22 protein-coding genes and 3 pseudogenes are annotated in these 26,621 nt (G+C 44.4%); 20 read left to right on the forward strand and 5 right to left on the reverse strand.

Annotation, left to right across the window (positions count from 1 at the left end; all coding sequences use genetic code 11):
* The 11 genes from nuoH to NQ544_RS02320 all read left to right on the forward strand — a co-directional run bounded on the left by nuoH (nucleotide 1) and on the right by NQ544_RS02320 (nucleotide 11,929).
* On the forward strand, nucleotides 1-1,086 hold the full coding sequence (gene nuoH, locus NQ544_RS02270; RefSeq protein WP_006846359.1) for an NADH-quinone oxidoreductase subunit NuoH: 1,086 nt from the start codon (nucleotides 1-3) through the stop codon (nucleotides 1,084-1,086).
* A gap of 105 nt (nucleotides 1,087-1,191) precedes the next feature.
* On the forward strand, nucleotides 1,192-1,722 hold the full coding sequence (locus NQ544_RS02275; protein ID WP_006846358.1) for a NuoI/complex I 23 kDa subunit family protein: 531 nt from the start codon (nucleotides 1,192-1,194) through the stop codon (nucleotides 1,720-1,722).
* A 15-nt stretch (nucleotides 1,723-1,737) separates the two neighbouring features.
* Nucleotides 1,738-2,265 carry an NADH-quinone oxidoreductase subunit J family protein gene (locus NQ544_RS02280; RefSeq protein ID WP_006846357.1) on the forward strand — a complete coding sequence of 176 codons (528 nt, stop codon included), beginning with the start codon at nucleotides 1,738-1,740 and terminating at the stop codon, nucleotides 2,263-2,265.
* Nucleotides 2,262-2,570 (forward strand): NADH-quinone oxidoreductase subunit NuoK, encoded by a 309-nt coding sequence (gene nuoK / locus NQ544_RS02285; RefSeq protein ID WP_006846356.1) that lies wholly within the window; start codon nucleotides 2,262-2,264, stop codon nucleotides 2,568-2,570. Before NQ544_RS02280 ends, nuoK begins: the two co-directional genes overlap by 4 nt.
* A 6-nt stretch (nucleotides 2,571-2,576) precedes the next feature.
* A complete protein-coding gene (gene nuoL, locus NQ544_RS02290) occupies nucleotides 2,577-4,532 on the forward strand; it encodes an NADH-quinone oxidoreductase subunit L (protein WP_006846355.1) in 1,956 nt (651 codons plus the stop codon).
* 33 nt (nucleotides 4,533-4,565) lie between these two features.
* Nucleotides 4,566-6,065, forward strand: a complete 1,500-nt coding sequence (locus NQ544_RS02295) for a complex I subunit 4 family protein (protein WP_006846354.1) — start codon at nucleotides 4,566-4,568, stop codon at nucleotides 6,063-6,065.
* 15 nt (nucleotides 6,066-6,080) lie between these two features.
* On the forward strand, nucleotides 6,081-7,532 hold the full coding sequence (locus NQ544_RS02300) for an NADH-quinone oxidoreductase subunit N (RefSeq protein ID WP_006846353.1): 1,452 nt from the start codon (nucleotides 6,081-6,083) through the stop codon (nucleotides 7,530-7,532).
* A 153-nt stretch (nucleotides 7,533-7,685) separates the two neighbouring features.
* Nucleotides 7,686-7,871, forward strand: coding sequence for a DUF4250 domain-containing protein (locus tag NQ544_RS02305; protein WP_006847041.1), 186 nt, complete (start codon nucleotides 7,686-7,688; stop codon nucleotides 7,869-7,871).
* A gap of 177 nt (nucleotides 7,872-8,048) precedes the next feature.
* Complete coding sequence (locus tag NQ544_RS02310; RefSeq protein WP_006847040.1) at nucleotides 8,049-8,942, forward strand: YitT family protein; 894 nt, start codon at nucleotides 8,049-8,051, stop codon at nucleotides 8,940-8,942.
* Between the two features lie 211 nt (nucleotides 8,943-9,153).
* Nucleotides 9,154-10,911 carry an ATP-binding protein gene (locus NQ544_RS02315; protein WP_006847039.1) on the forward strand — a complete coding sequence of 586 codons (1,758 nt, stop codon included), beginning with the start codon at nucleotides 9,154-9,156 and terminating at the stop codon, nucleotides 10,909-10,911.
* Nucleotides 10,912-11,779: 868 nt separating this feature from the next.
* Entirely contained in the window at nucleotides 11,780-11,929 is a 150-nt protein-coding gene (locus NQ544_RS02320; RefSeq protein ID WP_006847038.1) for a hypothetical protein, read from the forward strand.
* Nucleotides 11,930-11,972: 43 nt separating this feature from the next.
* On the opposite strand, the gene NQ544_RS02325 is transcribed toward NQ544_RS02320, so the two are convergent.
* The gene (locus NQ544_RS02325) at nucleotides 11,973-12,116 is read right to left on the reverse strand and encodes a hypothetical protein (protein WP_006847037.1); all 144 of its coding nucleotides are present in this window, start codon (nucleotides 12,114-12,116) and stop codon (nucleotides 11,973-11,975) included.
* Between the two features lie 824 nt (nucleotides 12,117-12,940).
* On the opposite strand from NQ544_RS02325, the gene NQ544_RS02330 reads away from it, so the two are divergent.
* From NQ544_RS02330 to NQ544_RS02340, 3 genes are read left to right on the forward strand one after another with little or no spacing between them, the layout of a single operon-like run.
* Nucleotides 12,941-14,116, forward strand: coding sequence for an adenine-specific methyltransferase EcoRI family protein (locus NQ544_RS02330; protein WP_006847035.1), 1,176 nt, complete (start codon nucleotides 12,941-12,943; stop codon nucleotides 14,114-14,116).
* 5 nt (nucleotides 14,117-14,121) lie between these two features.
* On the forward strand, nucleotides 14,122-15,288 hold the full coding sequence (locus NQ544_RS02335) for a GmrSD restriction endonuclease domain-containing protein (RefSeq protein WP_006847034.1): 1,167 nt from the start codon (nucleotides 14,122-14,124) through the stop codon (nucleotides 15,286-15,288).
* A 36-nt stretch (nucleotides 15,289-15,324) separates the two neighbouring features.
* Nucleotides 15,325-15,705, forward strand: coding sequence for a DUF5640 domain-containing protein (locus NQ544_RS02340; protein ID WP_006847033.1), 381 nt, complete (start codon nucleotides 15,325-15,327; stop codon nucleotides 15,703-15,705).
* 346 nt (nucleotides 15,706-16,051) lie between these two features.
* On the opposite strand, the gene NQ544_RS02345 is transcribed toward NQ544_RS02340, so the two are convergent.
* From NQ544_RS02345 to NQ544_RS02355, 3 genes and pseudogenes are all read right to left on the reverse strand, one after another.
* A complete protein-coding gene (locus NQ544_RS02345; RefSeq protein WP_006847032.1) occupies nucleotides 16,052-16,267 on the reverse strand; it encodes a hypothetical protein in 216 nt (71 codons plus the stop codon).
* Nucleotides 16,268-16,379: 112 nt separating this feature from the next.
* Nucleotides 16,380-19,220, reverse strand: a complete 2,841-nt coding sequence (uvrA, locus tag NQ544_RS02350; protein ID WP_006847031.1) for an excinuclease ABC subunit UvrA — start codon at nucleotides 19,218-19,220, stop codon at nucleotides 16,380-16,382.
* Between the two features lie 27 nt (nucleotides 19,221-19,247).
* Nucleotides 19,248-19,556 (reverse strand): annotated as a pseudogene (locus NQ544_RS02355) (T9SS C-terminal target domain-containing protein); the annotation flags it as partial.
* A gap of 239 nt (nucleotides 19,557-19,795) precedes the next feature.
* Between NQ544_RS02355 and NQ544_RS02360 the strand changes: the two are divergent.
* From NQ544_RS02360 to NQ544_RS02385, 6 genes and pseudogenes are all read left to right on the forward strand, one after another.
* Nucleotides 19,796-21,190, forward strand: coding sequence for a PBP1 and LysM peptidoglycan-binding domain-containing protein (locus NQ544_RS02360; RefSeq protein ID WP_040552656.1), 1,395 nt, complete (start codon nucleotides 19,796-19,798; stop codon nucleotides 21,188-21,190).
* A gap of 41 nt (nucleotides 21,191-21,231) precedes the next feature.
* Nucleotides 21,232-21,993, forward strand: a complete 762-nt coding sequence (locus NQ544_RS02365) for a porin family protein (protein WP_006847028.1) — start codon at nucleotides 21,232-21,234, stop codon at nucleotides 21,991-21,993.
* Nucleotides 21,994-22,062: 69 nt separating this feature from the next.
* Nucleotides 22,063-22,701: pseudogene (locus NQ544_RS02370) on the forward strand (MFS transporter); the annotation flags it as partial.
* 108 nt (nucleotides 22,702-22,809) lie between these two features.
* Complete coding sequence (locus NQ544_RS02375; RefSeq protein ID WP_006848425.1) at nucleotides 22,810-23,727, forward strand: IS982 family transposase; 918 nt, start codon at nucleotides 22,810-22,812, stop codon at nucleotides 23,725-23,727.
* A 130-nt stretch (nucleotides 23,728-23,857) separates the two neighbouring features.
* Nucleotides 23,858-24,604: pseudogene (locus NQ544_RS02380) on the forward strand (MFS transporter); the annotation flags it as partial.
* 122 nt (nucleotides 24,605-24,726) lie between these two features.
* Nucleotides 24,727-25,401 carry a hypothetical protein gene (locus NQ544_RS02385; RefSeq protein WP_006847026.1) on the forward strand — a complete coding sequence of 225 codons (675 nt, stop codon included), beginning with the start codon at nucleotides 24,727-24,729 and terminating at the stop codon, nucleotides 25,399-25,401.
* A gap of 181 nt (nucleotides 25,402-25,582) precedes the next feature.
* Here the strand turns inward: NQ544_RS02385 and NQ544_RS02390 are convergent, their stop codons facing one another.
* Nucleotides 25,583-26,458 carry a sigma-70 family RNA polymerase sigma factor gene (locus NQ544_RS02390; protein WP_006847025.1) on the reverse strand — a complete coding sequence of 292 codons (876 nt, stop codon included), beginning with the start codon at nucleotides 26,456-26,458 and terminating at the stop codon, nucleotides 25,583-25,585.
* Nucleotides 26,459-26,621 lie beyond the last annotated feature (163 nt).

A 26,621-nucleotide genomic window follows, 5' to 3' on the forward strand; every position in this document is an offset into this window, starting at 1 on the left:
ATGTTTGATTTTAGTATAGTAACAACATTCATCGACAATCTGCTTCGCCAGACCTTGGGTTTGGGCGACTTCCTGTCGATTCTGATAGAGTGCGTGCTCGTGGGTATCTGCATTTTGACAGCATACGCCCTCATTGCTATCGTACTTATCTTCATGGAGCGTAAGGTGTGTGCCTACTTCCAGTGCCGTCTCGGCCCTATGCGTGTAGGTCCTTGGGGTATCTTCCAGGTATTCGCCGACGTGCTCAAGATGTTGATCAAGGAGATCTTCGCTGTAGATAGAGCCGACAAGCTGCTCTACTACATGGCACCATTCCTCGTGATCATTGCCTCTGTAGGTACTTTCTCATTCCTTCCATGGAACAAGGGAGCACATATTCTTGACTTCAACGTAGGTGTATTCCTCATCACAGCCGTAAGTTCTATCGGCGTGCTGGGTGTGTTCCTCGCAGGTTGGGCATCTAACAACAAGTACTCTGTGGTATCTGCCATGCGTGGTGCCGTACAGATGATTTCTTACGAGATGTCTCTCGGTCTCTGTCTGATTTCTGCAGTAGTTCTTACCGGAACCATGCAGGTAAGCGGTATCGTAGAGGCACAGACTGGTGCTTGGAACTGGTTGATTATCAAGGGTCATGTGCCAGCTATCCTGGCTTTCCTCGTATTCCTCGTAGCAGGTAATGCTGAGGCTAACCGTGGTCCTTTCGACTTGGCTGAGGCTGAGAGTGAGTTGACCGCTGGTTACCACACTGAGTATTCAGGTATGGGCTTCGGTTTCTACTACCTGGCAGAGTACCTCAACCTCTTCGTGATTTCTGGTATCGCTTCTACCGTATTCCTCGGTGGTTGGGCGCCATTGAACATCGGTATCGAGGGCTTCGACAATCTGATGAACCTTATTCCAGGTTTCATCTGGTTCTTCGGTAAGACCTTCGCCGTTGTATGGCTCCTGATGTGGGTACGTTGGACATTCCCACGTCTGCGTATCGACCAGATTCTGAAGTTGGAGTGGAAGTATCTGATGCCATTGTCACTGGTCATCCTGATCTTGATGACAGTATGCGTAGCATTCGGATTCCACGGATAATATTATTAAGGAGTTAAAGGAGTTAAAGAAGTTAAGGAGTTAAGACAATAGTTCTACAACTTGAAACTTCTGTTATTTCTTAACAAATAAACAAAAAATAAAAGTATGTCTAACAATTCATATTTCGGCGGTATTGCAGCGGGTTTGAAGACCCTCGCTATCGGTATGAAGACTACCATGAAGGAGTACTTCACACCAAAGAGCACAGAGCAGTATCCTGAGAACCGCAAGACTACACTCCACGTATCTCCACGTTTCCGTGGTCGTCTGGTCTTCGTTCGTGATGAGAACGAGGCTTACAAGTGTGTGGGTTGTACATTGTGTGAGAAGTCATGCCCTAACGATACCATCAAGATCGTAACCGAGATGGTGGAGGATCCAGAGACAGGCAAGAAGAAGCGCAAGCTGGTAGATTACCAGTACGACTTGGGCGACTGCATGTTCTGCGAACTCTGTGTGAACGCATGTAACTTCGGTGCAATCAAGTTTGTCAACGATTTCGAGAATGCAGTCTTCGACCGCAATAAGTTGGTGATGCACCTTGACAAGGAGGTTTATAAGGGCGGAAGCCTTCCTAACCTCATCGATGGTGGTGCCCCATTGGAAATCGGTAAGTTTAACACCAAGACTAAGTAAGGAGGACTTTAGACAATGATAACAGCAAATTTGTTTATGTTCGTCATCTTGGCAGTAGTCATTCTTGGCTCAGCCATCATGTGCGTGTTCACCAAGCGCATCATGCGTGCGGCAACCTTCCTGTTGTTCGTACTCTTCGGTGTAGCAGGCATGTTCTTCCTGCTCGACTATACTTATCTGGGTGCAGCTCAGATTTCTGTATATGCCGGTGGTATCACCATGCTTTATGTCTTCGCTATCCAGTTGGTATCAAAGCGTACTCTCCAGGGTCTTGTGGAGCATGTCAAGGGTAGCAGGATTGTAGGTCGCGCACTCGTCTGCCTCGTTGGTTTCGTAACCTTGGCAGTCATCGTGTTGAAGAATCACTTTATTGATATGGCTGCAACCGTAGCCGACACCGAGGTGCCAATGGACCAGGTAGGTTCTGCACTGGTAGGTGCTGACAAGTATGGCTATGTATTGCCATTCGAGTTTATCTCTGTATTCCTGTTGGCATGTATCATCGGTGGTATCTTAATCGCAAGAAAGGAGGATAAGAAATGATTCCAGTACAATATTTCTTCGTGCTCTCAGCACTCTTGTTCTTCATCGGAGTCTATGGCTTCTGTACACGCCGTAACCTCGTTGCCATGCTCATCTCCATCGAACTTGTATTGAATGCAGCCGACCTGAACTTCGCTGTGTTCAACCGCATCCTCTTCCCAGGACAGTTGGAAGGTTTCTTCTTCACATTGTTCTCTATCGGAGTAGCAGCAGCCGAGACAGCCGTAGCGCTCGCTATTATTATCAACGTTTACCGCAACTATCACAGTGACCAGGTGAACAGTATTGAAAACATGAAATTCTAAAAGACAATGGAATACAATTATGCATTTTTGATACTTCTTCTGCCATTCCTGAGCTTCCTGGTTCTGGGACTTGTGGGTATGAAGATGAAAAGACCGGTAGCAGCACTCATCGGTACCGTATTGATGGGCTGTGTATTCGCGATGTCTGTCTATACAGCATACGAGTACTTCTTTGCAGTGGGTCGCGATGCCTCAACAGGTATGTACCCAACTGTTACCGTATTTAATTTCACATGGTTGAAGTTTACTGAGTTGCTCACCTTCAACATCGGTTTCCGCCTGAGCCCAATCTCTGTATTGATGCTCATCGTGATTACCACCGTCAGCTTCATGGTTCACATCTACAGCTTCGGCTATATGGCAGAGCGCGATGAGAACTACAAGGTTGAGGAATACGAGAAGGGTATGCAGCGTTTCTACGCTTACCTGAGTCTCTTCACCATGTCAATGTTGGGCCTGGTAGTAGCTACCAACATCTTCCAGATGTATCTGTTCTGGGAGTTGGTGGGTGTCTGCTCATACCTGCTCATCGGTTTCTACTATCCAAAGCATGCTGCAGTTCATGCCAGCAAGAAGGCGTTCATCGTAACCCGTTTCGCTGACCTCTTCTTCCTCATCGGTATCCTGTTCTACAGCTTCTACGTAGGAACCTTCAACTACGACTTGAATGCTCAGCCAGAGCTCAACTCTGCTTTGGCAGGTGCAGCTTGGGTAATGCCAACAGCGTTGTTCCTCATGTTCATCGGTGGTGCCGGTAAGAGTGCGATGTTCCCATTGCACATCTGGTTGCCAGATGCGATGGAGGGTCCAACTCCTGTTTCTGCGTTGATCCACGCCGCTACCATGGTTGTAGCCGGTGTATATCAGGTAGCCAGCCTCTTCCCAATCTGGGTACAGTATGCTCCTGAGGCTCTTCACTATGTAGCTTACATTGCAGCCTTCACCGCATTCTATGCAGCAGCCGTAGCTTGCTGCCAGCGTGATATCAAGCGTGGTCTGGCTTTCTCTACTATCTCTCAGATTGCCTACATGCTCGTAGCGCTCGGCGTTTGCTTTGCAGTAGATAACCACCATGGTGGTTTGGGTTACATGGCTGGTATCTTCCACCTGTTTACCCACGCTATGTTCAAGGCATTGCTCTTCCTCTGCTCTGGTGCCATCATCGTCATCATCGGCAGTAACTTCAAGGATTACATGGGCGGTTTGCACAAGTATATGCCTATTACCAACATCTGCTTCCTCATCGGTTGCTTGGCGATTGCAGGTATTCCTCCATTCGCTGGTTTCTGGTCAAAGGATGAGATTATCTCAGCTTGCTTCCAGTTCTCTCCATTCATGGGCTGGTTCATGACAGTGGTTGCCGGTATGACAGCATTCTATATGTTCCGTCTCTACTATGTCATCTTCTGGGGACAGAGCTACTATGAGCTGGATCCAGAGAACCGTCGCAAGCCACAGGAGGTTCCTTTCGTGATGTGGGGTCCATTGGTATTCCTCGCCATCATCTCTTGCCTCTGCGGTCTGATTCCATTCGGTCACTTCGTATCTGCTACAGGTCAGAGCTACGATATCCATATCGACATGAGTGTGGCAACAACCTCTGTTATCGTTGCTATCATCGGTATCGGTCTGGCTACTTACATGTATGCTCCTAAGAAGACTCCATTGGCAGACGCTTTGGCTAAGAAGATGCCTAAGTTGCACAAGGCAGCCTTGAACCGTTTCTATATCGACGATGCTTGGCAGTTCTTCACCCACAAGATTGTCTTCGGTTGCTTCTCAAAGCCAATCGCATGGTTCGACCGTCGCGTTATCGATGGTACCTTCAACTTCATGGCTTGGGGTACACAGGAGGCAGGTGAAACCATCCGCCCTTGGCAGAGTGGTGATGTTCGCAGCTATGCTATCTGGTTCCTCACCGGTACCGTAGCATTGACATTGTGCCTGCTCGCACTTCTTTAATGAAAGTCTCACAATTAAGTAAATAGAAAAGAAATGAATTTAAGTATATTCGTCATAGTACCACTCCTGATGTTGCTCGGCCTCTGGTTGGCACGCAACGACAAGCAGGTTCGTGGTGTGATGGTAGCAGGTGCCAGCGTATTGCTCGGTCTCTCCATCTATTTGGTGTTTGCATTTCTCGAAGCTCGTGAGACAATGCCAGCCGACCAAGCTCCGATGCTCTTCACCTACTGTGTGCCTTGGTTTGAACCATTGCACATCAACTATTCACTCGGTGTGGATGGTATTTCAGTGGTGATGCTTCTCTTGACTTCTATCATCGTGTTCACCGGTACATTTGCTTCTTGGCAGATGGAACCAATGAAGAAAGAATACTTCCTCTGGTTCACACTCCTGAGCATCGGTGTATATGGCTTCTTCATCTCTATCGACATGTTCACCATGTTCATGTTCTATGAGGTTGCGCTGATTCCTATGTACCTCCTCATCGGTGTATGGGGTAGTGGTGCAAAGGAGTATTCAGCCATGAAGTTGACTTTGATGTTGATGGGTGGTTCAGCCCTTTTGGTTATCGGTATCCTGGGAATCTACTTCTACAGTGGTGCTCAGACCTTCGAAATCCTCGATATCGCTCACCATACCAATGGTGCTCATGCGATTCCAGAGAGCGTGCAGAACGTGTTCTTCCCATTGCTCTTCATCGGTTTCGGTATCCTCGGTGCGCTGTTCCCATTCCACACATGGTCTCCTGATGGTCACGCCAGTGCGCCAACAGCCGTATCTATGTTGCACGCCGGTGTATTGATGAAGCTTGGTGGTTACGGTTGCTTCCGTATCGCCATGTTCCTCTTGCCAGCTGCTACTCACGGCTTCTGGATCAAGGTGTTCCTCGTACTGACTACAATCTCTATCGTATATGGTGCTTTGTCAGCATGTGTACAGACCGACTTGAAGTACATCAACGCTTACTCATCAGTATCTCACTGTGGTATGGTGCTCTTCGCTCTCTGTATGATGACTGAGACAGCCGCTACTGGTGCAATCCTCCAGATGTTGTCTCACGGTTTGATGACCGCCCTCTTCTTCGCCGTTATCGGTATGATTTATCATCAGGCTGGTACACGTGACGTACGTTATCTGGGTGGTTTGATGAAGATCATTCCATTCCTCTCTGTAGGTTATGCAGTAGCTGGTTTGGCTAACCTCGGTTTGCCAGGTTTCTCAGGTTTCGTAGCCGAGATGACCATCTTCGTAGGTGCCTTCCAGAATGCAGATATGTTCCATCGTGTATGTACCATCATCGCATGTACCTCTATCGTAGTAACTGCGGTTTACATTCTGCGTTGTGTTGGTAAGATCCTTTATCAGAAGGTTCCTAATCCTAAGTTGGAGAAGCTTCACGATGCTACCTGGGACGAGCGTATCGCTGTAGCAGGTCTTATCGCCTGCGTTGCAGGTCTCGGTATGTTCCCACTCTGGGCAGAGGAGATTATCATGGACGCTGTCGGTCCTATCTTTAGTGTAATCATGTAATAAATATCAGAAGAAATGAATTACAGTCAATTTTTAAATATGATTCCAGAAGCTACCCTGATGGTAGTTCTGTTGATCACTTTCATTGCTGACTTCTGCAGTTCCAAGAGCGCAGACCGTAAGTGGTTCAATCCTCTGGTATGTCTCTTGATGGTGGCTCACATTGCCATCAATATCTTCCCAACAGAAGCCTCAGAGGCATTTGGCGGCATGTATACAACAGGTCCTGCTGCCGGTGTCTTGAAGACCATCCTGGCGCTGGGTACCCTCATCGTGATGGTACAGGCTAAGGAGTGGTTGAGCCGCAAGGACACAGCCTTCAAGGAGGGTGAGTTCTATATGCTGATTATCTCTACCTTGCTCGGTATGAACATGATGGTTAGTGCCAACCACTTCCTCCTGTTCTTCCTCGGTCTTGAAATGGCATCTGTGCCAATGGCTTGCCTGGTAGCATTCGATAAGTACCGTCACAATTCTGCTGAGGCAGGAGCTAAGTTCATCCTTACTGCTACTTTCTCAAGTGGCGTGATGATCTACGGTATCTCTCTGCTCTATGCTGCTTGTGGTACTTTGTACTTCGATGATGTAGCAAAGGTTATCTCTGCATCACCATTGACCATCGCCGGTATGGTATTCTTCTTCAGTGGTCTCGGTTTCAAGATTTCCTTGGTTCCTTTCCACTTCTGGACAGCCGATTCATATCAGGGTGCACCAACTACTGTTACAGGTTACTTGTCAGTAGTATCTAAGGGTGCTGCAGCGTTTACTCTCTGCGCCATCCTCATGAAGGTGTTCCAGCCAATGGTAGAGTACTGGACCGTATTGCTTTACATCGTGATTGTACTTTCTATCACTATCGCCAACCTGTTTGCCATCCGTCAGAGCGACCTGAAGCGTTTCATGGCATTCTCTTCTATCTCTCAGGCAGGTTACATCATGTTGGCAGTGGTAGGTAACTCAGCGATGAGCGTGAGCGCCCTGACTTACTATGTATTGATTTACGTAGTAGCCAACCTGAGCGTCTTCACCATCATCTCATCTATTGAGGAGCACAACAACGGTACAGTTCAGATGGACAGCTACAATGGTTTGTACAAAACCAACCCACGTCTGGCATTCCTGATGACCTTGGCATTGTTCTCATTGGGTGGTATTCCTCCATTCGCCGGTATGTTCTCGAAGTTCTTCGTGTTCATGGCAGCAGTTGGAACTCACGACATCCACACCACATTGGGAGCCTGGGCATACGGCGTAGTATTCATCGCGTTGGTAAACACAGTTATCAGCTTGTACTACTACCTGCTCATCGTGAAGGCTATGTTCATCAAGCACAGCGATAATCCGCTTCCTACTTTCCAGAGCGCATGCTCAACCAAGTTGGCGCTTGCAATCTGCACCGTAGGTATCGTAGCATTCGGTATTTGCTCATTCGTCTTCGACTGGATTTCAGTTGCAGTGAATGCGTAAATCATCAATAATTTATAAAAATCCCAGCAATCGGTAAAAGATTGCTGGGATTTTTTTTGGTATTGTCTGAATTTTGCAGTAATTTTGCACCCCGAAAGAGGCATGGTGCCTCAAGTAATCAATAATAAATATTAATTAATCAATATAAAAAGGATGGATAAGTTACCAATGAATGATGTTCCGATGCTCGTAAGCGCCATCAACTTCCTGCTTCGTGACCACGAGTTTGAAACACTCGATGAGATTTGTAATCACTTCAATGTGAACCGTGCGGCATTAGAAGCCCAAATGGCTACCCAAGGTTTTGAGTGGTCAGAGCAGCAGAAGAAATTCTGGTAGAACCCACACGCCCAGAAATGTATAGTCAGCACGCCCTGAACCAACGGTCACCGGCCGAAGGGAAAGGTAAAGGGCAGAAGCTCCTAGCCCAGGGCAACACCTTGGGTAAATATAATTGCATTTAAAAACGCCCTGTAAGGGCAAAAGCTTAAAAAAAATATAAATTATTAATTAATTATGACTCCTCCTCGACCCTTGTGGAAGTCTGTACAAGACTATGTTTTGATTGCGATAGGTATGATATCCTACGCTATTGGATGGAACGTGTTCCTCTTGCCAACCAATGTAACAGCAAGCGGACTTCCTGGTATCTCCAGTATTATCTATTGGGCAACCGGTTGCCCTGTGCAAATTCCGTATTTTATCGTCAACGCCACCTTATTAATATGTGCGTTCAAGATTTTGGGAGCAAAGTTCTGTGTCAAGACTGTTTATGCCGTTATAGTGGTAACCATCCTGACCTCATTCTTCTCCAGCCGTTTAGGTGATTTTCATCTTTTGGAAAACCAACCTTTATGGGCTGCTTTCCTGGGTGCCGTTTTCTGTGGCTGCGGAATCGGTCTCGGTTTCTCGGTTGGTGGAAGTACGGGTGGTACGGATATCATCGCAGCCATCGTCAACAAGTATCGCGACATTTCTCTAGGTAGAGTGATTATGATATGCGACATCTTCATCATCAGTTCCAGCTATCTGGTGGTACACGATTGGGAGAAGGTGTTATATGGTTATGTAGTTCTTTGCGTTCAGGCATTCTGCATCGACCAGGTGGTAAACAGCAGAAGACGAAGCGTACAGTTCTTTATCATTTCACAGAAGTATGAGGAGATAGGCAAGCGCATCAATGTAGATGCTGATAGGGGAGTAACGGTGGTGAATGCCAGCGGTTTTTATTCCGGTCAGGATGTGAAGATGCTTTTCGTGTTAGCCAAGCAGCGTCAGGCTCCTGCTATCTTCCGTCTTATCAGCGAGATTGATCCCCATGCCTTTGTCAGTCAGAGTGCCGTTATCGGTGTGTATGGTGAAGGTTTTGACAAGATTAAATATAAAAGCAAAAAAGAGCACGGAGTTTAATATTCCGTGCTTTTTTGTGTTATAACAAATGAGTCTCGGAAAAAATCACCATAGCCATCAAGTCAATTCAACTATTAGGAGGTTATATAGGGTTCATATTGCAAAAATAACCAATAATTTTTAGCAATACAAAGAAAAGACAGACAGATTCTTTGGCATATTCAGATAAATTTCTTATTTTTGCAAAGGTAAACTATAAAAAGGAGCAATCATGAATCAGAATATGAAACGTTTGCCTTACGGCATCAATGACTTTGAGGCTGTTATAGAGCAAAATCAATATTATGTGGATAAGACGATGTATTTGCCTTTGTTGGAAAACCAACCAAGCAACATCTTCTTCATTCGTCCACGTCGGTTCGGTAAGAGCATATTCCTGAGTATGCTCCATGCTTATTACGACTGTAGCAAGAAAGAGAAATTCCAAACTCTTTTCGGTGATTTATGGGTTGGTAAGCATCCTACTCCTTTGCAGGGAAAGTATCAGATTCTTCACCTTGATTTCTCGTATGTGGGTGGTGGTATCGAAAAGTTGGAGGAAAACTTCAATATGTATCTGCGTGTCAAATTGGACGGTTTCATGCGAGTTTACCAAGAGTTTTATCTGGCAGATTTTAAGGAGAGGTTCTTTAAGTCGGATTCTGGTACGGAGAAACTGGCTTTGCTTCAGGATGAGACTGCAGCCAAGGGCATTCCTCTCTATCTGATCATCGATGAATATGACAATTTCACCAATACCGTGCTCAATGAGCAGGGCGAGAATGTATATTGGGCAATCACCCATGCCGACGGCTTCTACCGTGATGTCTTCAAGAAGTTTAAGGGTATGTTTGAACGTATTTTCATCACAGGTGTCAGTCCTGTGACCTTGGATGATGTGACGAGTGGGTTCAATATTGGCTGGCATATCTCCACCAAGCCAGAGTTCAATCAGATGTTGGGCTTCTCTTTGGAGGAAGTGCGCAAGATGTTTGCTTATTACAAGGAAGTGGGAGGCATTCCTGCAGCAAGCGATATCGAGGCGATGATAGACGAGATGAAGCCTTGGTATGATAACTATTGTTTCTCAGAGGATGCTCTGCATACTCAGAGTAAAGTGTTCAATAGTGATATGGTCATCTATTATCTCCGAAATTATATAGATAGGGGGGAAGCTCCAAAGCAGATGATAGATCCAAACACGAAGACAGACTACAACAAGATGAAGAAACTTCTTCAGTTGGATAAGTTGGATGGCGACCGCAAAGGTGTTATCCGCACGATAGCTGAGACGGGGCAGATTGTGGCTCCTTTGACAGAAACCTTTTCTGCCTATAGGTTGACCGACCCTCAGATATTTACGAGTCTGCTGTTTTATTATGGTATGTTGACCATCAAGGGCACTCGTGGCGATAAGATGATATTGGGTATTCCAAACAATAATGTCCGTAAGCAGTACTATGGCTATTTGATGGACTTATATGAGGAAAGGTCATACGTAGATACCAACCAACTTACTGATTATTATTATGATATGGCGTATGAGGGTAAGTGGCGTGAAGGATTACAGTTTATGGCAGATGCCTATTCCAAGGTATCGTCAGTTCGTGACGGCATAGAATCGGAGCGCAATCTTCAAGGTTTCTTCATGGCATATCTAAATTTGAACAATTACTATTATACCGCACCGGAGCTAGAGTTGAACCATGGCTATTGTGATTTTTTCCTTTTGCCAAATCTTACTCATTATGCTACGAAGCATAGTTATATCCTGGAGCTGAAGGTGTTGTCAAAGAAAGATTACGAGTCAAAGCCAGAGGATGGCAAACTCTCTAAGGCAGAAGCCCAATGGCAGGAGGCTGAGGAACAAATCAAGCGATATGCCGTAGCTCCAAGGGTCGAGGCTCTGCGTCAAGGTACAACGCTCCATAAAATCATCATGCAGTTTGTTGCTGGCAAGTTGGTGAGGATAGAGGAGGTGGTATGTTGAGAGATGTAGAATAAATTTAGTGCTCAATGAGCACGGAGTTTAATATTCCGTGCTTTTTTTATGCATCAGGAAAAGTCAAGAGGGTGAATCATAAACTTATGACACACCCTCACTTTACCAAAAGAGCAAGTCTGGGTTCGGTAAGTCCAGTGGAAGGGTAGCAACTCAAGTAGTTCAGTCGAGCAACTCAAGTAGTTCAGTAAGACAATTCAAGTAGTTCAGTAAGCGAGTTCAGACGTCTCAGTTATCTGATGCAGACGTCTCGATAAGCTTACAGATACGTCTCCGTTAGCTTACGCAGTAATATCTGTAACCCGATGCAGTAATATCTGTAACCCGACGCAGTAATATCTGTGACCCGACGCAGTAATATCTGTGACCCGACGCAGCCATATTCGTAACCCGATGCAGTCATATCCGTAACCCGATGCAGTCATATCCGTAACACAGCGCAGCCACATTCGTAACCCAGCTCAGCCTTCATATGAACTAATTTTATGTAATCATCTATCATCCATCACGATTTGCATGTATCATACATTTTAATATGTTAATATACAGATACTTGAATAGCGTGATAGATACTTCAAAAACGGAAATATCCCTCACGCTATCCATCACGATTTGGGGTTATCCCTCACGATTTTCTCACTACACTCTACCAGATACTGTTTCTTTGCAGCCGTGTTGCTAAAATAAAATTTATCTGCATTTTATTAGGATAAAGATGCTTTAGTTTCAAAAATAATCCGTATCTTTGCAGTCGTATTCTTCCCGATAGTAGTTCTTGAATGCTTAATCTGGTAGAATGAAATTTAGAAAGAGCGGACATTTGGGATGCTCATAATTTAATAATGGAGGATTGGATATGAATAAATTAACAAGAGAAGAGGCGCTTAGACGTTGGAAATCTGCCAAGGCCACAAAGAAAGCCATGGTTGACAAGATGCAGAAGATGCTTTATGAAGACTACAAATTACGTACAGGCGAGGAGCCTGTGAGATTTAATGTCTTGTAATGAAAGAATTTGCGACATCTTTATAATCCATTTCATGTTGTTTTTATATTACCATCAACAATTGCAGCAAAGCCTTAAAGCCGCCCTTGTTCTTTTCTTCTTTGAAAACATTGAGAACTTTATCGATGAGTCCGCAGTAGTATTCAAAGGCCTCATCATAATTGAAGTATCTGAGATATGTAGTCATAATCTATGGGTTTAACGTCTTTTCTACAAAAATAATCTAAGATTAGCGCACGTATTTCAGAAATAATTATTGTTTTTACAATTGCATTCTACTGCAGAATGCCAATGACAGGAGGCTGAGGAACAAATCAATCGATATGACGCAGCTCCAAGGGTCGAGGCGCTACGTCAAGGTACAACGCTCCATAAAATCATCATGCAGTTTGTAGCAGGTAAGTTGGTGAGGATGGAGGAAGTGGTATCTTAGGAGAAGTAACCATCAAAAGTAACTATCAAGGCGATAGAGTAACCAACAAAAGTAACCATCAAGAAGATAAAGTAACTATCAAAAGTAACCATGAAGAAAATATGCTTTAAAATGTAGAATCCTGTCGGCATCATAGTCAGCAGGATTCTCTTATAAACTTCTTCTTTCTAATTGTGTCCCTCATATAACTTTTTGAAATATTTTTAGCTAAAAGTTTTGTTGTTAAAAATAAAACTTGTACCTTTGCATCGGGTATCGTTCTAGGATTAGTATGGTTCCCAAGACATTGTGGGTAAAAACAAAAGCATTCGCTATTATTTCGCGTTTAGCCAAGAGCGTAGGAAACTCAATTTGGAATAACAAGCACGGAAATAATATGTGATAGGTGGTTCGTATATATATGTAGCCTCCAGTCAATCCGATTAAGCAATGCAAACACGCTATAGGCGTGATGCATTCTTATGGATTGACTGGGGCTCCATTCCTACGCCGCCCCGTGCTAAACGCGATAAGAGGCATCACGCCCTTTTTGTGTTTTAGCGGATTGATAGTTGGGTGCGTAACAACTATCAATAATTATGGCAAATAGTACATTATCAAATGCTAAGGCTGCCAAAAAAGACGAGTTCTATACCATGTTTTATGATATAGAAACCGAAATGGAAGCCTATCTCGATTACAATCCAAATGTATTTCGTGGCAAGACGGTTCTTCTGCCTTGCGATGACCCGGAGTGGAGTAATTTCACTAAGTATTTTGCACAGAATTTTAAAGATTTGGGTTTGAAGAAACTCATCTCTACAAGTTATGCTCCAGAGAGTATGACTTATAAAAACGGCATACAGTTATCCCTGTTTGAAACTCAATCTGCCAAGTATGATAAGGATAAGACCAAAACACATGGAAAGATATTTGTACTTACTGAAGATTCCACAAGAGATAGAATGCCCAATCTTGATGATCTGCAATGGGATTATCTTGAGGGGGATGGAGATTTCAGAAGCGAAGAGGTCAAAAAACTTAGAGATGAAGCAGATATTATTATAACCAACCCTCCTTTTTCGCTATTCCGAGAGTTTTTGGCGTGGATTGTTGAAGCAAACAAACAGTTTATCATTATCGGCAATATCAATTGTGTAACCTACAAAGAAGTATTCCCTTTGATAAAAGACAACAAGGTTTGGATGGGATACTCTATTCATAGCGGTGACCGAGAGTTTGGTGTTCCTGATGAGTATCCATTAGAAGCTTCTGGAACAAGAATAGATGAAAATGGCAAGAAATACATTCGAGTAAAGGGGGTAAGATGGTACACGAACATCGATCATGGGCATCGTCATAGTGCCAAAAACTTTATGACAATGGCAGATAATATCAAATTTAGTAAGCATAAGGAGGTCCATGGAAGACCATATCTACACTTTGATAATTTCGATGCCATCGAAGTTCCTTATACTGATGCTATCCCTTGTGATTATGAGGGGATGATGGGAGTACCTATTTCTTTTCTTGATAAATATTGCCCTGAGCAATTCGAGATAATGGGTATTACTAAAACTTGGTTTGGTATGGCTAATAAGGTATATCCAAAGCAGATACAGGTTAGTAAAACTGGCATAAAGACTATAGTAACCAAACTAAATGACGGACCTGTAATAGAATTGGATGGTCCACTTGATGGTGAAGTCTATTATATTGTTGATGGCAAGTATTATACACAAGCTTATGCCCGAATATTAATCCGTAAAAAGTAACAACAATGGAAACAGAATTAAAAGAATATACAGTTAAAGAACTGTGCGAGGGTTTCACTTACAGCAAAGCTGACGGAAAAGGCTTATATGGTTTAGCTGGCAAGCTAACTATTCAGCCTGAGTATCAACGCAACTACCTCTATATAGAAAATGAGGGTGAGAAAGAAGTTGCCGTCATTGATTCCGTCATGAAAAAATATCCCTTGGGATTGTTGTACTTTAACAAGTTGCCTGATGGACGCTTGGAGGTTCTTGATGGTCAGCAACGTATCACAAGCCTTGGCAGATATTTGATTAACAAGTTCTCTTATATAAAAAGAGACAATCTGCCTTATAGATTCAAGGCATTGGATAAAGAAGAAAGAGAGCTTATAGAGAATACAAAGATGTTAGCTTACATCTGCGAGGGCACGGAGTCTGAAATCAAGGAGTGGTTTGAAATTATCAATATCGGTGGCATTCGACTCAACGAACAAGAAAAGTTGAACGCCATTTACTCGGGGCCTTTCGTCAGTGCAGCCCGAAAAGAATTCAGCAACAAGGAAGATCCACGTTTGCAAAAATGGGAATGCTACATTTCAGGTTCTGCCAATAGACAGGAAATTCTTCAGGAAGCCCTACGATGGGTGAGCAAAGGAAATATCAAAGACTACATGCAAGAACATCGCCGTGACGCAAACATCAATGAATTGAAAAACTATTTCGATGATGTTATTTCTTGGATAGACCAAACGTTCGATGAGGTTTATCCCAAGATGAAGGGGCTAAACTGGGGTGAACTATACGAACGATTCCATACCACTCCCTATAATCATATTGAGGTATCTCAAAAGGTGAAAGAGCTTTATAACGATCCATGCGTTCAAGATAAAAAGAACGTATTTGAATATGTGCTTGGCGGTTGTAAGGATACAAGACTTCTGAATGTCCGTGTCTTTGATGATAATACCAAACGCAGGGTTTATGATCGTCAGACGTCAGAAGCCAAAAAGAAGCATGAAAGCAATTGTCCTCTTTGTGCTTGTGGCGATGGTCCCAATAAGGATAAAATTTGGGCTTTGAAAGAGATGGAAGCCGACCATGTGAAGGCATGGGTTAACGGCGGAGCTACAGATGAGAGCAACTGTCAGATGCTCTGCAAGACGCATAACCGTTCGAAAGGCAACAGATAAAATGAAATGTTTAGTTTAAATTAAAATATCAAATTTATGAAAAAGTATTTATTTTTAATGTTGCTCCTGTTTATTGGAGCATTTGCAACGACAGCTTTCACAAGCTGCAGTTCTGACGATGATGATTCTAAGGTTCAAGATTTAAGTATTGTTGGTACCTGGAAAGATCAGTCTAGGACAAAGGATGCTGTATGGACCTTCAACAAAGATGGAAAAGGCTATTGTGAAGAGAAAATGTCAGCGATATCCTATAAAATTGCTTTCACATTTACCTTTGATGGTAATACACTGGCAATTTCTTCAAAAGGCAATGGAAAGACCTATAACCAAGCTTATAAAGTTATCATTAACAAAGTTAATTTGATTAAGGCAACAGGTGAAAATGGTGAAACTTTGTCCTTGGAGAAAATAAAATAAAGATTACTAACATTAAGTGTATATCTTTAAACGCGAATTCAACAAGCAAGTGTACTACCAGCTTATTCGCCAAAATCTCTCTCTTATGGATGAATTTTATTTCTTTGCAGAAAGAATGGCTTGCTGTTGTCATTTACAGGCTCATTTACAGGCTCATTTTGTATATGCAACGTTAATTTAACTGATGATAGTGCTGTATCGTTACCAAGCGTAGCGGTGTAATCGGTACCATGCTATCGTCATATTTTATATTGAAATAAAAATACCCCAACCCGCTTAAGAAAGTAGGTTGGGGTTATTTGTTGTGGTATCCAGCATAAAAGAAAAGCGTTAGTTTTCGCTTTTATCAGTAGCTCAGATTTTGAACCATATCCAAAGGTAGCTGGGTCGCTTTGGCTACCTGTTCTGTTGGAAGTCCCATAGCCAGCAAACGTTTAGCCGTTTCAATGTTGGCTTCAGTTCTACCTTCTATTCTACCTTCCCTTTTCGCCGTATCAATAGAGTTCTTGATATCCCGATATGCCATCTTGCTTGCTTCATATCGTTCTTCTACCTGTTTCATACGCTGTTTGTTTTATATCTTATGCAAAGATAAACTTAATATTTGTAACATCCAAACTTTTAGAGCGTTTTTTTTAATTTTCTTCTGCCACAGCCTTCGTTCCTATCCTGATTTATTCAGGTTTCCCTGATTTCTTCAGTAAAGGGGCGAGGAACTTGTAGGTATATCCCTTCTGCTGCTTCACCATTTCTTCTGGTGTTCCGGCAAAGAGGAGCTGACCGCCGCCTCGTCCACCTTCCGGACCCATGTCGATGAGCCAGTCGGCGAGTTTGATGACATCGAGATTGTGCTCGATGATAATGACCGTATTGCCACGGTCTACCAGTTTCTGGAGTACATCCATCAGGATGCGGATGTCTTCGAAATGCAGACCGGTAGTCGGTTCATCGAGAATATAGAGCGTCTTGCCCGTATCACGCTTCGAGAGTTCGGTAGCCAGTTTTACGCGCTGACTTTCACCGCCAGAGAGGGTAGTGGAACTCTGTCCTAACCTGATGTATCCGAGACCTACATTCTGTAATGCCTTGATCTTCTGCAGTATCTGAGGAACATTCTCGAAGAAATCTACCGCCTGGTTGATGGTCATGTCGAGAACATCGGCGATGCTCTTTCCCTTGTATCTTACCTCCAGCGTCTCGCGGTTGTAGCGTTTGCCGTGGCATACCTCACAAGGTACGTAGACATCCGGCAGGAAGTTCATTTCGATGGTCTTATATCCGTTACCCTTACATTCCTCGCATCTTCCACCTTTCACATTGAAGGAGAATCTGCCCGGCTTGTAACCGCGGATCTTTGCCTCGGGAAGTCCTACGAAGAGCGAGCGGATATCGCTGAACACGCCTGTGTAGGTTGCTGGATTGCTGCGAGGCGTCCTGCCTATAGGACTCTGGTCTACATTTACTACCTTGTCGATATTCTCGATACCCTCGATGCTCTCGTATGGCATCGGTTTCTTGAGCGAACGGTAGAAATGCTGCGAGAGGATAGGCTGGAGGGTCTCGTTGATGAGAGTGGATTTGCCTGAGCCGCTGACACCCGTTACGACAATGAGTTTGCCGAGTGGAAAATCAACATCCACCCCCTTGAGGTTGTTGCCCGTAGCTCCGTGAATGGTGATATGCTTGCCGTTGCCTTCTCTGCGGAGGGCAGGCACCTCAATAGCCATCTTGCCGTTGAGATACTGGGCGGTGATGGTATCGGTCTTGAGCATCTCCTGGGGAGTGCCCTGGAAGACAACTTCACCTCCCTTGCGTCCCGCCTTCGGACCGATATCTACTATCCAGTCGGCAGCCCGCATCATATCTTCATCGTGCTCCACCACAATAACGGTATTGCCCAGGTCGCGAAGTTCCTTCAGACTGTTGAGCAGACGTTCGTTGTCGCGCTGGTGCAGACCGATGCTCGGCTCATCGAGGATATAGAGCACGTTGACCAGCTGGCTACCAATCTGAGTAGCCAGACGGATGCGCTGGCTCTCGCCACCCGAGAGAGAAGCTGACTGGCGGTTGAGCGAGAGATAATTGAGTCCCACATCGAGGAGGAAGGTAACGCGTGAGCGCAACTCCTTGATGATTTCGTGAGCCACCTTCGCTTTCATCGAAGGCAGATGCTGTTCCACTTCTTCGAGCCAATCGCGCAGTTCATCGATGTCAAGACTGGCTACTTCGGATATATTCTTATCCCAGATTTTGAAAGAGAGCGATTCCTTTTTGAGTCGCAAACCATGGCATTCAGGACATTCGATGGTAGAGATAAACTGGTCGGCCCATTTCTTGCCCGCCGCACTCTCGTCATCCTCCATCACCTTCTGCAGGTAGTCGATGATGCCATCGTAGGCGCAGAAATAGTCGGTAGAGGTATGCACCTTTTCCTTTTCTATCTTCACATTTTCGAGTGAGCCATAGAGAATTTCCTGCATGGCATCGCCCGGAATCTCGCAGATAGGCGTCTTCAGGTTGAGGTCATACTTGCTGAGCAATGATTCTATCTGCCAGAAAATCATCTGGTTCTTGTATTTGCCGAGCGGAGCGATGCCGCCTTCATGGATGCTGAGTTTATCATCGGGAATTACCTTCTTGATATCAATCTGGTTCACCTTTCCCAGACCCTTGCAATGCGGACAGGCACCTTCGGGAGAGTTGAAGGAGAACATGTTAGGAGCTGGATCCTGGTAGGCGATACCCGTTACAGGGTCCATGAGACGCTTGGAGTATGTCTTGGCCTCCTTGGCACCTTTCTCAAGAACCATTACCATGCCGTCGCCCTGTTTCATAGCCGTAGCCACACTCTTGCGGATGCGTTCCTCATCTTCTTCCTTCACCACCAGTTTATCGACCACAGCTTCTATATTGTGGTTCTTGTAGCGGTCGGTTTTCATATTGGGAACGATTTCGAGGATGTTGCCGTCGAGTCGCACGTAGAGATACCCCTTTCTGCGCATGCTTTCGAAGAGTTCGCGGTAATGACCCTTGCGTTGGCGTACGAGGGGAGCGAGCAGGAAGATAGCCTTGCCCTTATAATCGCTGAGAATCATGTCGATGACCTGTTCCTCGGTATATTTCATCATCTCCTCGCCACTCTGGTAGCTGTAGGCAGTACCGGCGCGGGCATAGAGCAGACGGAGATAGTCGTAAATCTCGGTGGTAGTGCCCACGGTAGAGCGGGGATTCTTGTTGGTGGTTTTCTGTTCTATGCTGATGACCGGACTTAATCCCGTAATCTTATCAACATCCGGGCGTTCCATATTACCCAGGAAGTTGCGGGCATAGGCAGAGAATGTTTCGATATATCTGCGCTGACCTTCGGCAAAGATGGTGTCGAAGGCCAGTGAACTCTTGCCCGAACCCGAGAGTCCGGTAATCACGGTGAGGGAATCACGCGGAATCTCCACATCTATGTTCTTGAGGTTGTGGACCCGTGCGCCCCATACATTTATCTTTTCTTCTGAATTCATATTCCAATTCTGCTAATTGCTGTTTGCCTAATAGTTACTGTTCTGTTCTTCGGTATAACCTCTGAGCAGGTTGACATCACGTTTGATGTTATACACAACGCCATCTGCCCCCTTCGCCTTGACGAGACAGAAGTAGACACCCTCCTTGACCGGTTTTCCACGGTAGGTGCCATCCCATCCCGTGGCAGGGTCGGTCCATTCATAGAGTTTCTGTCCCCACCTATTATATATATAAGCGTGGAACTCCTCAATGTTCCGGTAACCATCCTTGGGCTTATAGATGTCGTTGATGCCATCGCCATTTGGAGAGAAGGCATTCGGCATGAGAAGAGAACTGACCTTGGTCGTCTCTTCTGTGTTGTCCTCCTCGTCGTCGTTGACTTCCTGAGCGTGTAATTGACACGTTAAAAGTGTCAACATGATGCAAAGTAATGCTATTTTTCGTCTCATTTCTAAAATAATTTGTGCAAAGATAATAAAAAGATGAGAGATATTGCGTCAGATGCAAGATTTTTTGTATTTTTGCAGATGAAAACATGAAATATTTGAAGATATCGTTAAAAAAATCTAGAGATATGAGACAAAAAATGAGATATTTCCTGCTGCTCGTTGGGCTTCTGCTCAGTGTCAGCATTAGCGCGCAGACTGTAAAATGGCGCGACATTTACACGGTTAAGAAGAAAGATACTATCTTTGGTATCGCCAACAAATACGGATTGAGCCTTCCTGAACTGATGGATGCCAATCCGGAGATGAAGCGTGAGGGATACATGTTGCAGAAGGGAGCTACGCTCTTTATTCCATACACCAAAGACCAGAAGAATCCTAATCAGGTGAACGGTCAGAAGTCGGGGAATGGGGCGACGGTTCAGCAAACTGCTACAGCTCCGGCAACCTCAAAGGCTGCTGTTGCCAGAAATGCAGTAAAGGTAGGCGTGATGTTACCTTTGCATAATGTTGATGGCGACGGCAAGCGAATGGTGGAGTATTACCGCGGTTTGCTGCTGGCTTGCGAAACCCTGAAGCAGCAGGGCGCCGATATAGATGTGCATGCCTGGAACGTTCCTATTGATGCTGATATCCGGAATACACTCTTGCAGGAGGGCGCTAACCAATGCGACATCATCTTTGGTCCACTTTATACCAAGCAGGTGGCTCCGCTGACCAACTTCTGCAAGACCTACGGCATCAAAATGGTGATTCCGTTCTCTATCAGCGGAGATGATGTAGAAAGAAACAAAGAGATTTTCCAGGTTTATCAGAGCGATGATGCGCTGAATGATGCGACCATCAAGGCATTCCTGAGCCGATTTACCAATGTGCATCCTATCTTTGTAGACTGCAATGATTCTACTTCGAGAAAGGGCAACTTTACGTTCGGTCTGCGCAAGGAACTGGAACGCAGGAAAATCAATTATAGCATCACCAATGTGAATTCAAGTGTCGAGCAGTTTGCCAAGGCTTTCATGCCTTCCAAGCAGAATGTGATCATCCTGAATACGGGACGTTCGCCACAGTTGACTCAGGTATTGAACAAGCTCGACGAATTTGATGCGAAGTATCCGGGTGCAGCCATCTCTCTCTTCGGCTATACCGAATGGCTGATGTATGCCAAGTATAATCTGGAAAGATTCTATAAGTATGATACTTATATCCCTTCCACCTTCTATTATAACCCGAACTCAGCACAGACCAAGGCGCTTGAGAGCCGTTATGAGCGATGGTTCCATCAGCCTATGATGGTGGCACAGCCAAGATTCGCCATCACCGGTTTCGATCACGGAATGTATCTGATTCAGGGCGTCAAGAGATATGGCAAGAACTTTACAGGTGAGCGCCAGCAGATGACTTACCAGCCGGTGCAGACTCCACTCCGTTTCGAGAAGACCAGTAGAGGAGGATACAAGAACAAGAGTTTCCAGTTGATTCACTATACCTTTAATCATCAGATAGAGGCGGTGAAGTACTAGTTTATAGTTTACAATTTATAGTTTACAATTTATAGTTGATAATGAATAGAAATATTGGGCTGCTGATTCTGATGCTCATCTTCGGAATTCCAGTTTCGGCACAGATAGGAGAGCATCGTAATGATTTCGCCATCGGTTTTAATGGGGGCTATATGATGAGTAGCGTAGGATTCATACCCGAGGTACAGCAGAAGCAGCACGGCGGACTAACGGGCGGTTTTTCGATGAGATATACCTGTGAGAAATATTTCAAGACCATCTGCTCTATCTATGCCGAAGTAAACTATGCGCAGGCAGGATGGGAAGAGGATATCCTGGATATGGAGAATAATCCGGTGATTATCACCGAAACCCAAGAGGCGATGGCTTACAAGCGTACCATCAACTATATTCAGGTGCCAATCTTTGCGCATCTGGCATGGGGTAGGGAGACAAGAGGACTGAATATCTTCGTGAATGCCGGTCCGCAGTTTGGCCTCTATCTGAGTGATTCGCAGAAGACCAACTTCTCGGTAGAGCACATGCCGGCAACCGACAATAACCGTGTAAGTCCGGTGGTGGCTCAGGATACGATGGCAGTCAAGAACAAGCTCGATTATGGTATCGCCCTGGGTCTGGGTGCTGAATACAGTATTCCGAAGGTGGGGCATTTCCTTGCCGAAGCCCGATACTACTATGGTCTGGGAAATATCTACGGTGCTTCTAAGCGTGATTATTTCGGAAAGAGTAACTACGGACAGATTGTTCTGAAACTCTCTTATCTCTTTGATATCACCAGAACGAAGAACGTTAGGAGAAAGTAGTTAATAGTTTACAGTTAATAGTTAAGAGAAAATAGTGATAATGAAATTATCATTTATGTTTTAAAGAAAATGAGTACAACAGAAAAAATGCAGATGAAATTGAGCGACTCTAAGTCAGCTCGCTGGACCGCCCTCCTCATCGTGAGTATCACGATGATGTTCGGTTACTTTTTTACAGATGTGATGTCTCCACTGGAGCCTCTCTTGACAGCAGCCAAGGGAGCAGAGAATGGTCTCGGACTCGGATGGAATTCGGATGAATACGGCTTCTTCTCTGGAGCTTACGGATACTTCAATGTGTTCCTCCTGCTCCTCTTCTTCGGTGGTCTTATCCTCGATAAGTTTGGCATCCGTTTCACTGGTATCCTCTCTACCGTCCTGATGTTTGGTGGAGCCTTGTTGAAGTGGTATGCTTTAGGTCATGAGTTTGACGGAATGGTTGCTGTACCATTCTTCGGTACTTACAGTACGCAGGTAGTGATAGCTGCTCTTGGCTTTGCCATCTATGGTGTAGGATGCGAGATATGCGGTATCACAGTGAGCAAGGTTATCGTGAAGTGGTTTACGGGCCATGAGTTGGCTCTGGCAATGGGTGTACAGGTAGCTACGGCTCGTTTGGGAACTGCTGCAGCCCTGAGTGCTTCTCTTCCTTTTGCCAAGGCAATGGGTGGAGTATCTGCTTCTGTTGCTTTGGGCGCTGTATTGCTACCTCAGTTCGGGATAAGAAATAGTGCCTAAAAAAGTTGGTAATCTCCGATATTTTTTGTATCTTTGTAGTTGAAATACAATTAGTTACAAACATAAAAAGATATCATTATGGAGATTACCAAGGACAAAGTTACAGAATTATTTTGTATTATTGATGAATTTTACAAAGTTTTTGATGCTGAAAATGCAGGAAAATTGCTTTTGAGTGAAGATGGAGTAAAGCGCAGACGACGTAAAGCCTCTTTATCTGATAGTGAAATCATGACGATTTTGCTGTATTTCCATTTCGGCTCATTCCGAAACTTCAAGCATTATTACCTATTCTTTATTAGAGGAACATTGAAGTCATATTTTCCAAATGCAGTGTCTTATAACCGTTTTGTAGAACTTGAAAGTCGCGTATTCTTCCCTCTCATGTTCTTCCTGAATCTCCGTGCTTTTGGCAGATGTACAGGTATAACCTTTGTTGATTCAACCATGATACCAATATGCCACAATCTCAGGCGTTATGCCAACAAAGTGTTCAAAGGCATTGCCACAGACGGAAAGGGAACAATGGGATGGTGTCATGGGTTCAAGCTACATCTGGCTTGTAATGATAGAGGTGAGATAATTGCTTTTGTTCTCACTGGTGCAAACGTTAGCGACAAAGATCCAGCGGTATTCGATGTATTGGCTAAACGTCTGTATGGCAAGCTGTTTGCAGATAAAGGCTATATCTCGCAAAAACTCTTCGATTCGCTTTTTGAGGAAGGCATCCAGTTGGTTACAGGACTGAGAGTGAACATGAAGAACAAACTAATGCCGTTCTATGACAAGATGATGCTACGCAAAAGATACATCATTGAAACGATTAATGACCTGTTGAAAAATACGGCTCAGATAGTACATTCACGTCACAGGTCTGTTGCGAATTTCATCATAAATATTATTTCTGCATTAGGGGCATACTGTTTCTTTGACAACAAGCCCAAGGCACTTACTGGATACGTTATCGAAGATACGAAACAGCTGAGTCTTTTCTAACATTGCATATTTTACAGGAGGATTTTGTCTCAGCAACCATCCAAGATATATAGATGGTTGCCAAGCCTCTGTGTCCCTTATATAAAAACATTATAAAGCCTTTAGATAGAGCTCGTTATCCCGAACTGAGGTATTGCTTTGCGCTGGTGTACTGGTTTATCTCGTTTATTGCGTGATGGACAAGAAGGAGGATGCTTCTGTGGCAGCTGTGGCTACTGGGCCGGAAGAAGGTTTCAAGTTCTCTGACTTGGGAGGTCTTTTCAAGACAATAGGTTTCTGGTATGTGGCTGTACTCTGTCTGATGTTCTATGCAGGCGTATTCCCATTCCTGAAGTTTGCTACCAAGCTGATGATTTTCAAGTATGGTGTGGATGCTAATTTGGCAGGTCTGATTCCTGCGATGTTGCCATTCGGTACCATCTTCCTCACACCGCTCTTCGGTAGTATATACGATAAGTATGGCAAGGGTGCTACGCTGATGATTATCGGCAGTTGCCTCCTGACCTTTGTGCACGTCATGTTTGCCCTTCCAATCAACTCATGGGTGCTTGCCATCGTGCTGATGCTCATCCTGGGCATCGCATTTGGACTGGTACCATCAGCCATGTGGCCATCTGTGCCAAAGATTATCCCAATGAAACTCTTAGGAACTGCATACGCCCTTATCTTCTACATCCAGAACATCGGACTGGCTCTCATTCCGGTATGGATTGGTAAGGTAAACCAGGCGAATACCGCAGCCGACGGCACCATCGACTATACCCAGACGATGACTATCTTTGCCGGTTTCGGAGTAATAGCCATCCTCATCGCTTTCCTCCTCTTGTGGGAAGACAAGAGAAAGGGATATGGATTGCAGAAGCCTAATGTGAAATAAGTGAAGAGCGAAGAACAAAGAGCAGATTGAGTGAAGAATAAAAAACGAAGAGTGTAGAATCCGTTTGCTCTTTGTTCTTCTAAATCTTTGAAAGTATAATTTTTAAAAGAAAGGAAATAACCATGAATGCGACACCTGAATCATTGATTAAGGACTATGCTGACCCGATAGAGCTGCAGGAGATTGACAAGTTTGTATGTTCAGAGATGGGCAGACAGATACACCGGTATATCAAGGGTATGTCGGGTACCAAGCAAGCTATGTTGAAATTTGAGGAAAGGCTAGCCAGCCTCTCTGTACCAGAGAAGGAGAAGGCGATAGCCAAGTATATTGATCTGAACAGAAAAGCATTGGATGGTCTTGACTTGAAGATGATTCTGGTCCGTTCGGTAGCCAACTATTGTGACACCTTCCAGTATATGCTGGATTTTGTCAACGATAAGCGCAAGATGTTTTTCTATTACCAGCGCATCAAGGCGAAATACATTCAGTATCATGAAGTATTTGAGCAGGATGGAAAGTTCGGTATGAAAGATCATCAAGGCAACATCTTACTCTCGCCAACTTATGATTTCTTGCGCACCTGCTACATTTATAATGATGACTTGAGCATCATGCCGGTAATAGCTGAGAAGAATGGCAAGATGGGACTGGTAATGCCGGATGGTAACGATACGGTAGTGGCGGATTTCCTTTACGACGAAATTTGCTTGCGTGATGAATATCCTTACTTCGAAGCATCCCGTGAAGGTATCAGTGGCTTGATTGATAAGTTTGGAAACTTTGTTAATAGTTAACAGTTAACAGTTTATAGTTAATAGAGAAAGGGCAATCAGATTGGGATGAACCAACTGATTGCCCCTTTTTACTTTCGTTGCTATGAGCAACTTGGTTTTATCTATTTTTCTCTCGTCTTCAAACCCTAGTGAAGAAAAGCAAAAGAATTCTTCACTCTTCGTTCTTCACTCTTCACTTAACTTATCCCAAGTACTTCATCAGGATTTTGATCTTACCGCTATCACGGAGCTTGATGATACTCTTTTCGCGAATTTGGCGAACACGCTCACGGGTAAGGTTGAACTCGCTACCGATTTCCTCCAAACCCTTCTCGTGGCAACCGATACCATAGCAGTAGCACAGAATCTTACGCTCACGGTCTTTCAATACAGAGTTGAGAACTCTGTCAAGCTCGCTCGCCATAGACTCGAAGTCAACACCCTTGTCGGTACGGCTGTCATCACCCGAAGCCATCACGTCGACCATCGCATTGTCATCATCATCGCTACCGAATGGAGCATCGATACTCATGTGGTGATTATCTGCCTTGATAGTCTGGTCGATTTTGCTTTCTTCCATCTTTGTGATTTGAGCGAGCTCAGCAACAGAAGGTTTGCGCTGGTTCTCCTGCTCAAACTTACTGATTTCTGCACTAATCTTACTCAATGCACCTACCTGGTTCAAAGGCAGGCGAACGATACGGCTCTGCTCGGCAATAGCCTGCAGGATACTCTGACGAATCCACCATACGGCGTATGAGATAAACTTAAAGCCGCGGGTCTCGTCAAACTTTTCAGCAGCCTTTACCAAACCGATGTTACCCTCGTCGATGAGGTCGGTCAGAGAAAGACCCTGGTGCTGATATTGCTTAGCAACAGATACAACGAATCGAAGGTTTGCTTTTACCAATTTCTCTTTGGCACGTTCTCCCTCACGACCGCCTTTGCGAATCTTCTGGGCAAGTTCGATTTCTTCATCGATAGAGACCATAGGCTCTCTACCAATCTCCACCAAGTACTTGTCGAGTGCTTCACTGGAACGGTTGGTTATACTCTTACTAATCTTAAGTTGTCTCATAAATATCCTTTTACCTTTCTATTTAGAATTTTTTGAAGTATTTTTGTGTATCCCGAAACCTCCTCTTGGTTTCGGGGTGCAAAGGTACGAAAAAAAATGCAATTACGTTGTAATATAAACGGATTTTTTTATTCTGATTTGTCTGTTTTTTAGAATTTTAGCC

This window comes from Segatella copri DSM 18205 (assembly GCF_025151535.1).
GTDB classification, from domain to species: Bacteria; Bacteroidota; Bacteroidia; order Bacteroidales; family Bacteroidaceae; genus Prevotella; species Prevotella copri.

What these genes read in the sequence shown, in the direction of transcription:
- NQ544_RS02360 (WP_040552656.1), top strand. Translation starts at nt 19,796, where the DNA reads ATGAGACAAAAAATGAGATATTTCCTGCTGCTCGTTGGGCTTCTGCTC.
- NQ544_RS02320 (WP_006847038.1), top strand. Translation starts at nt 11,780, where the DNA reads ATGAATAAATTAACAAGAGAAGAGGCGCTTAGACGTTGGAAATCTGCC.
- NQ544_RS02375 (WP_006848425.1), top strand. Translation starts at nt 22,810, where the DNA reads ATGGAGATTACCAAGGACAAAGTTACAGAATTATTTTGTATTATTGAT.
- NQ544_RS02295 (WP_006846354.1), top strand. Translation starts at nt 4,566, where the DNA reads ATGAATTTAAGTATATTCGTCATAGTACCACTCCTGATGTTGCTCGGC.
- NQ544_RS02280 (WP_006846357.1), top strand. Translation starts at nt 1,738, where the DNA reads ATGATAACAGCAAATTTGTTTATGTTCGTCATCTTGGCAGTAGTCATT.
- nuoK (WP_006846356.1), top strand. Translation starts at nt 2,262, where the DNA reads ATGATTCCAGTACAATATTTCTTCGTGCTCTCAGCACTCTTGTTCTTC.
- NQ544_RS02275 (WP_006846358.1), top strand. Translation starts at nt 1,192, where the DNA reads ATGTCTAACAATTCATATTTCGGCGGTATTGCAGCGGGTTTGAAGACC.
- NQ544_RS02340 (WP_006847033.1), top strand. Translation starts at nt 15,325, where the DNA reads ATGAAAAAGTATTTATTTTTAATGTTGCTCCTGTTTATTGGAGCATTT.
- NQ544_RS02390 (WP_006847025.1), bottom strand. Translation starts at nt 26,458, where the DNA reads ATGAGACAACTTAAGATTAGTAAGAGTATAACCAACCGTTCCAGTGAA.
- NQ544_RS02335 (WP_006847034.1), top strand. Translation starts at nt 14,122, where the DNA reads ATGGAAACAGAATTAAAAGAATATACAGTTAAAGAACTGTGCGAGGGT.
- NQ544_RS02300 (WP_006846353.1), top strand. Translation starts at nt 6,081, where the DNA reads ATGAATTACAGTCAATTTTTAAATATGATTCCAGAAGCTACCCTGATG.
- NQ544_RS02315 (WP_006847039.1), top strand. Translation starts at nt 9,154, where the DNA reads ATGAATCAGAATATGAAACGTTTGCCTTACGGCATCAATGACTTTGAG.
- NQ544_RS02325 (WP_006847037.1), bottom strand. Translation starts at nt 12,116, where the DNA reads ATGACTACATATCTCAGATACTTCAATTATGATGAGGCCTTTGAATAC.
- NQ544_RS02385 (WP_006847026.1), top strand. Translation starts at nt 24,727, where the DNA reads ATGAATGCGACACCTGAATCATTGATTAAGGACTATGCTGACCCGATA.
- NQ544_RS02305 (WP_006847041.1), top strand. Translation starts at nt 7,686, where the DNA reads ATGGATAAGTTACCAATGAATGATGTTCCGATGCTCGTAAGCGCCATC.
- NQ544_RS02310 (WP_006847040.1), top strand. Translation starts at nt 8,049, where the DNA reads ATGACTCCTCCTCGACCCTTGTGGAAGTCTGTACAAGACTATGTTTTG.
- uvrA (WP_006847031.1), bottom strand. Translation starts at nt 19,220, where the DNA reads ATGAATTCAGAAGAAAAGATAAATGTATGGGGCGCACGGGTCCACAAC.
- nuoH (WP_006846359.1), top strand. Translation starts at nt 1, where the DNA reads ATGTTTGATTTTAGTATAGTAACAACATTCATCGACAATCTGCTTCGC.
- NQ544_RS02365 (WP_006847028.1), top strand. Translation starts at nt 21,232, where the DNA reads ATGAATAGAAATATTGGGCTGCTGATTCTGATGCTCATCTTCGGAATT.
- NQ544_RS02345 (WP_006847032.1), bottom strand. Translation starts at nt 16,267, where the DNA reads ATGAAACAGGTAGAAGAACGATATGAAGCAAGCAAGATGGCATATCGG.
- NQ544_RS02330 (WP_006847035.1), top strand. Translation starts at nt 12,941, where the DNA reads ATGGCAAATAGTACATTATCAAATGCTAAGGCTGCCAAAAAAGACGAG.
- nuoL (WP_006846355.1), top strand. Translation starts at nt 2,577, where the DNA reads ATGGAATACAATTATGCATTTTTGATACTTCTTCTGCCATTCCTGAGC.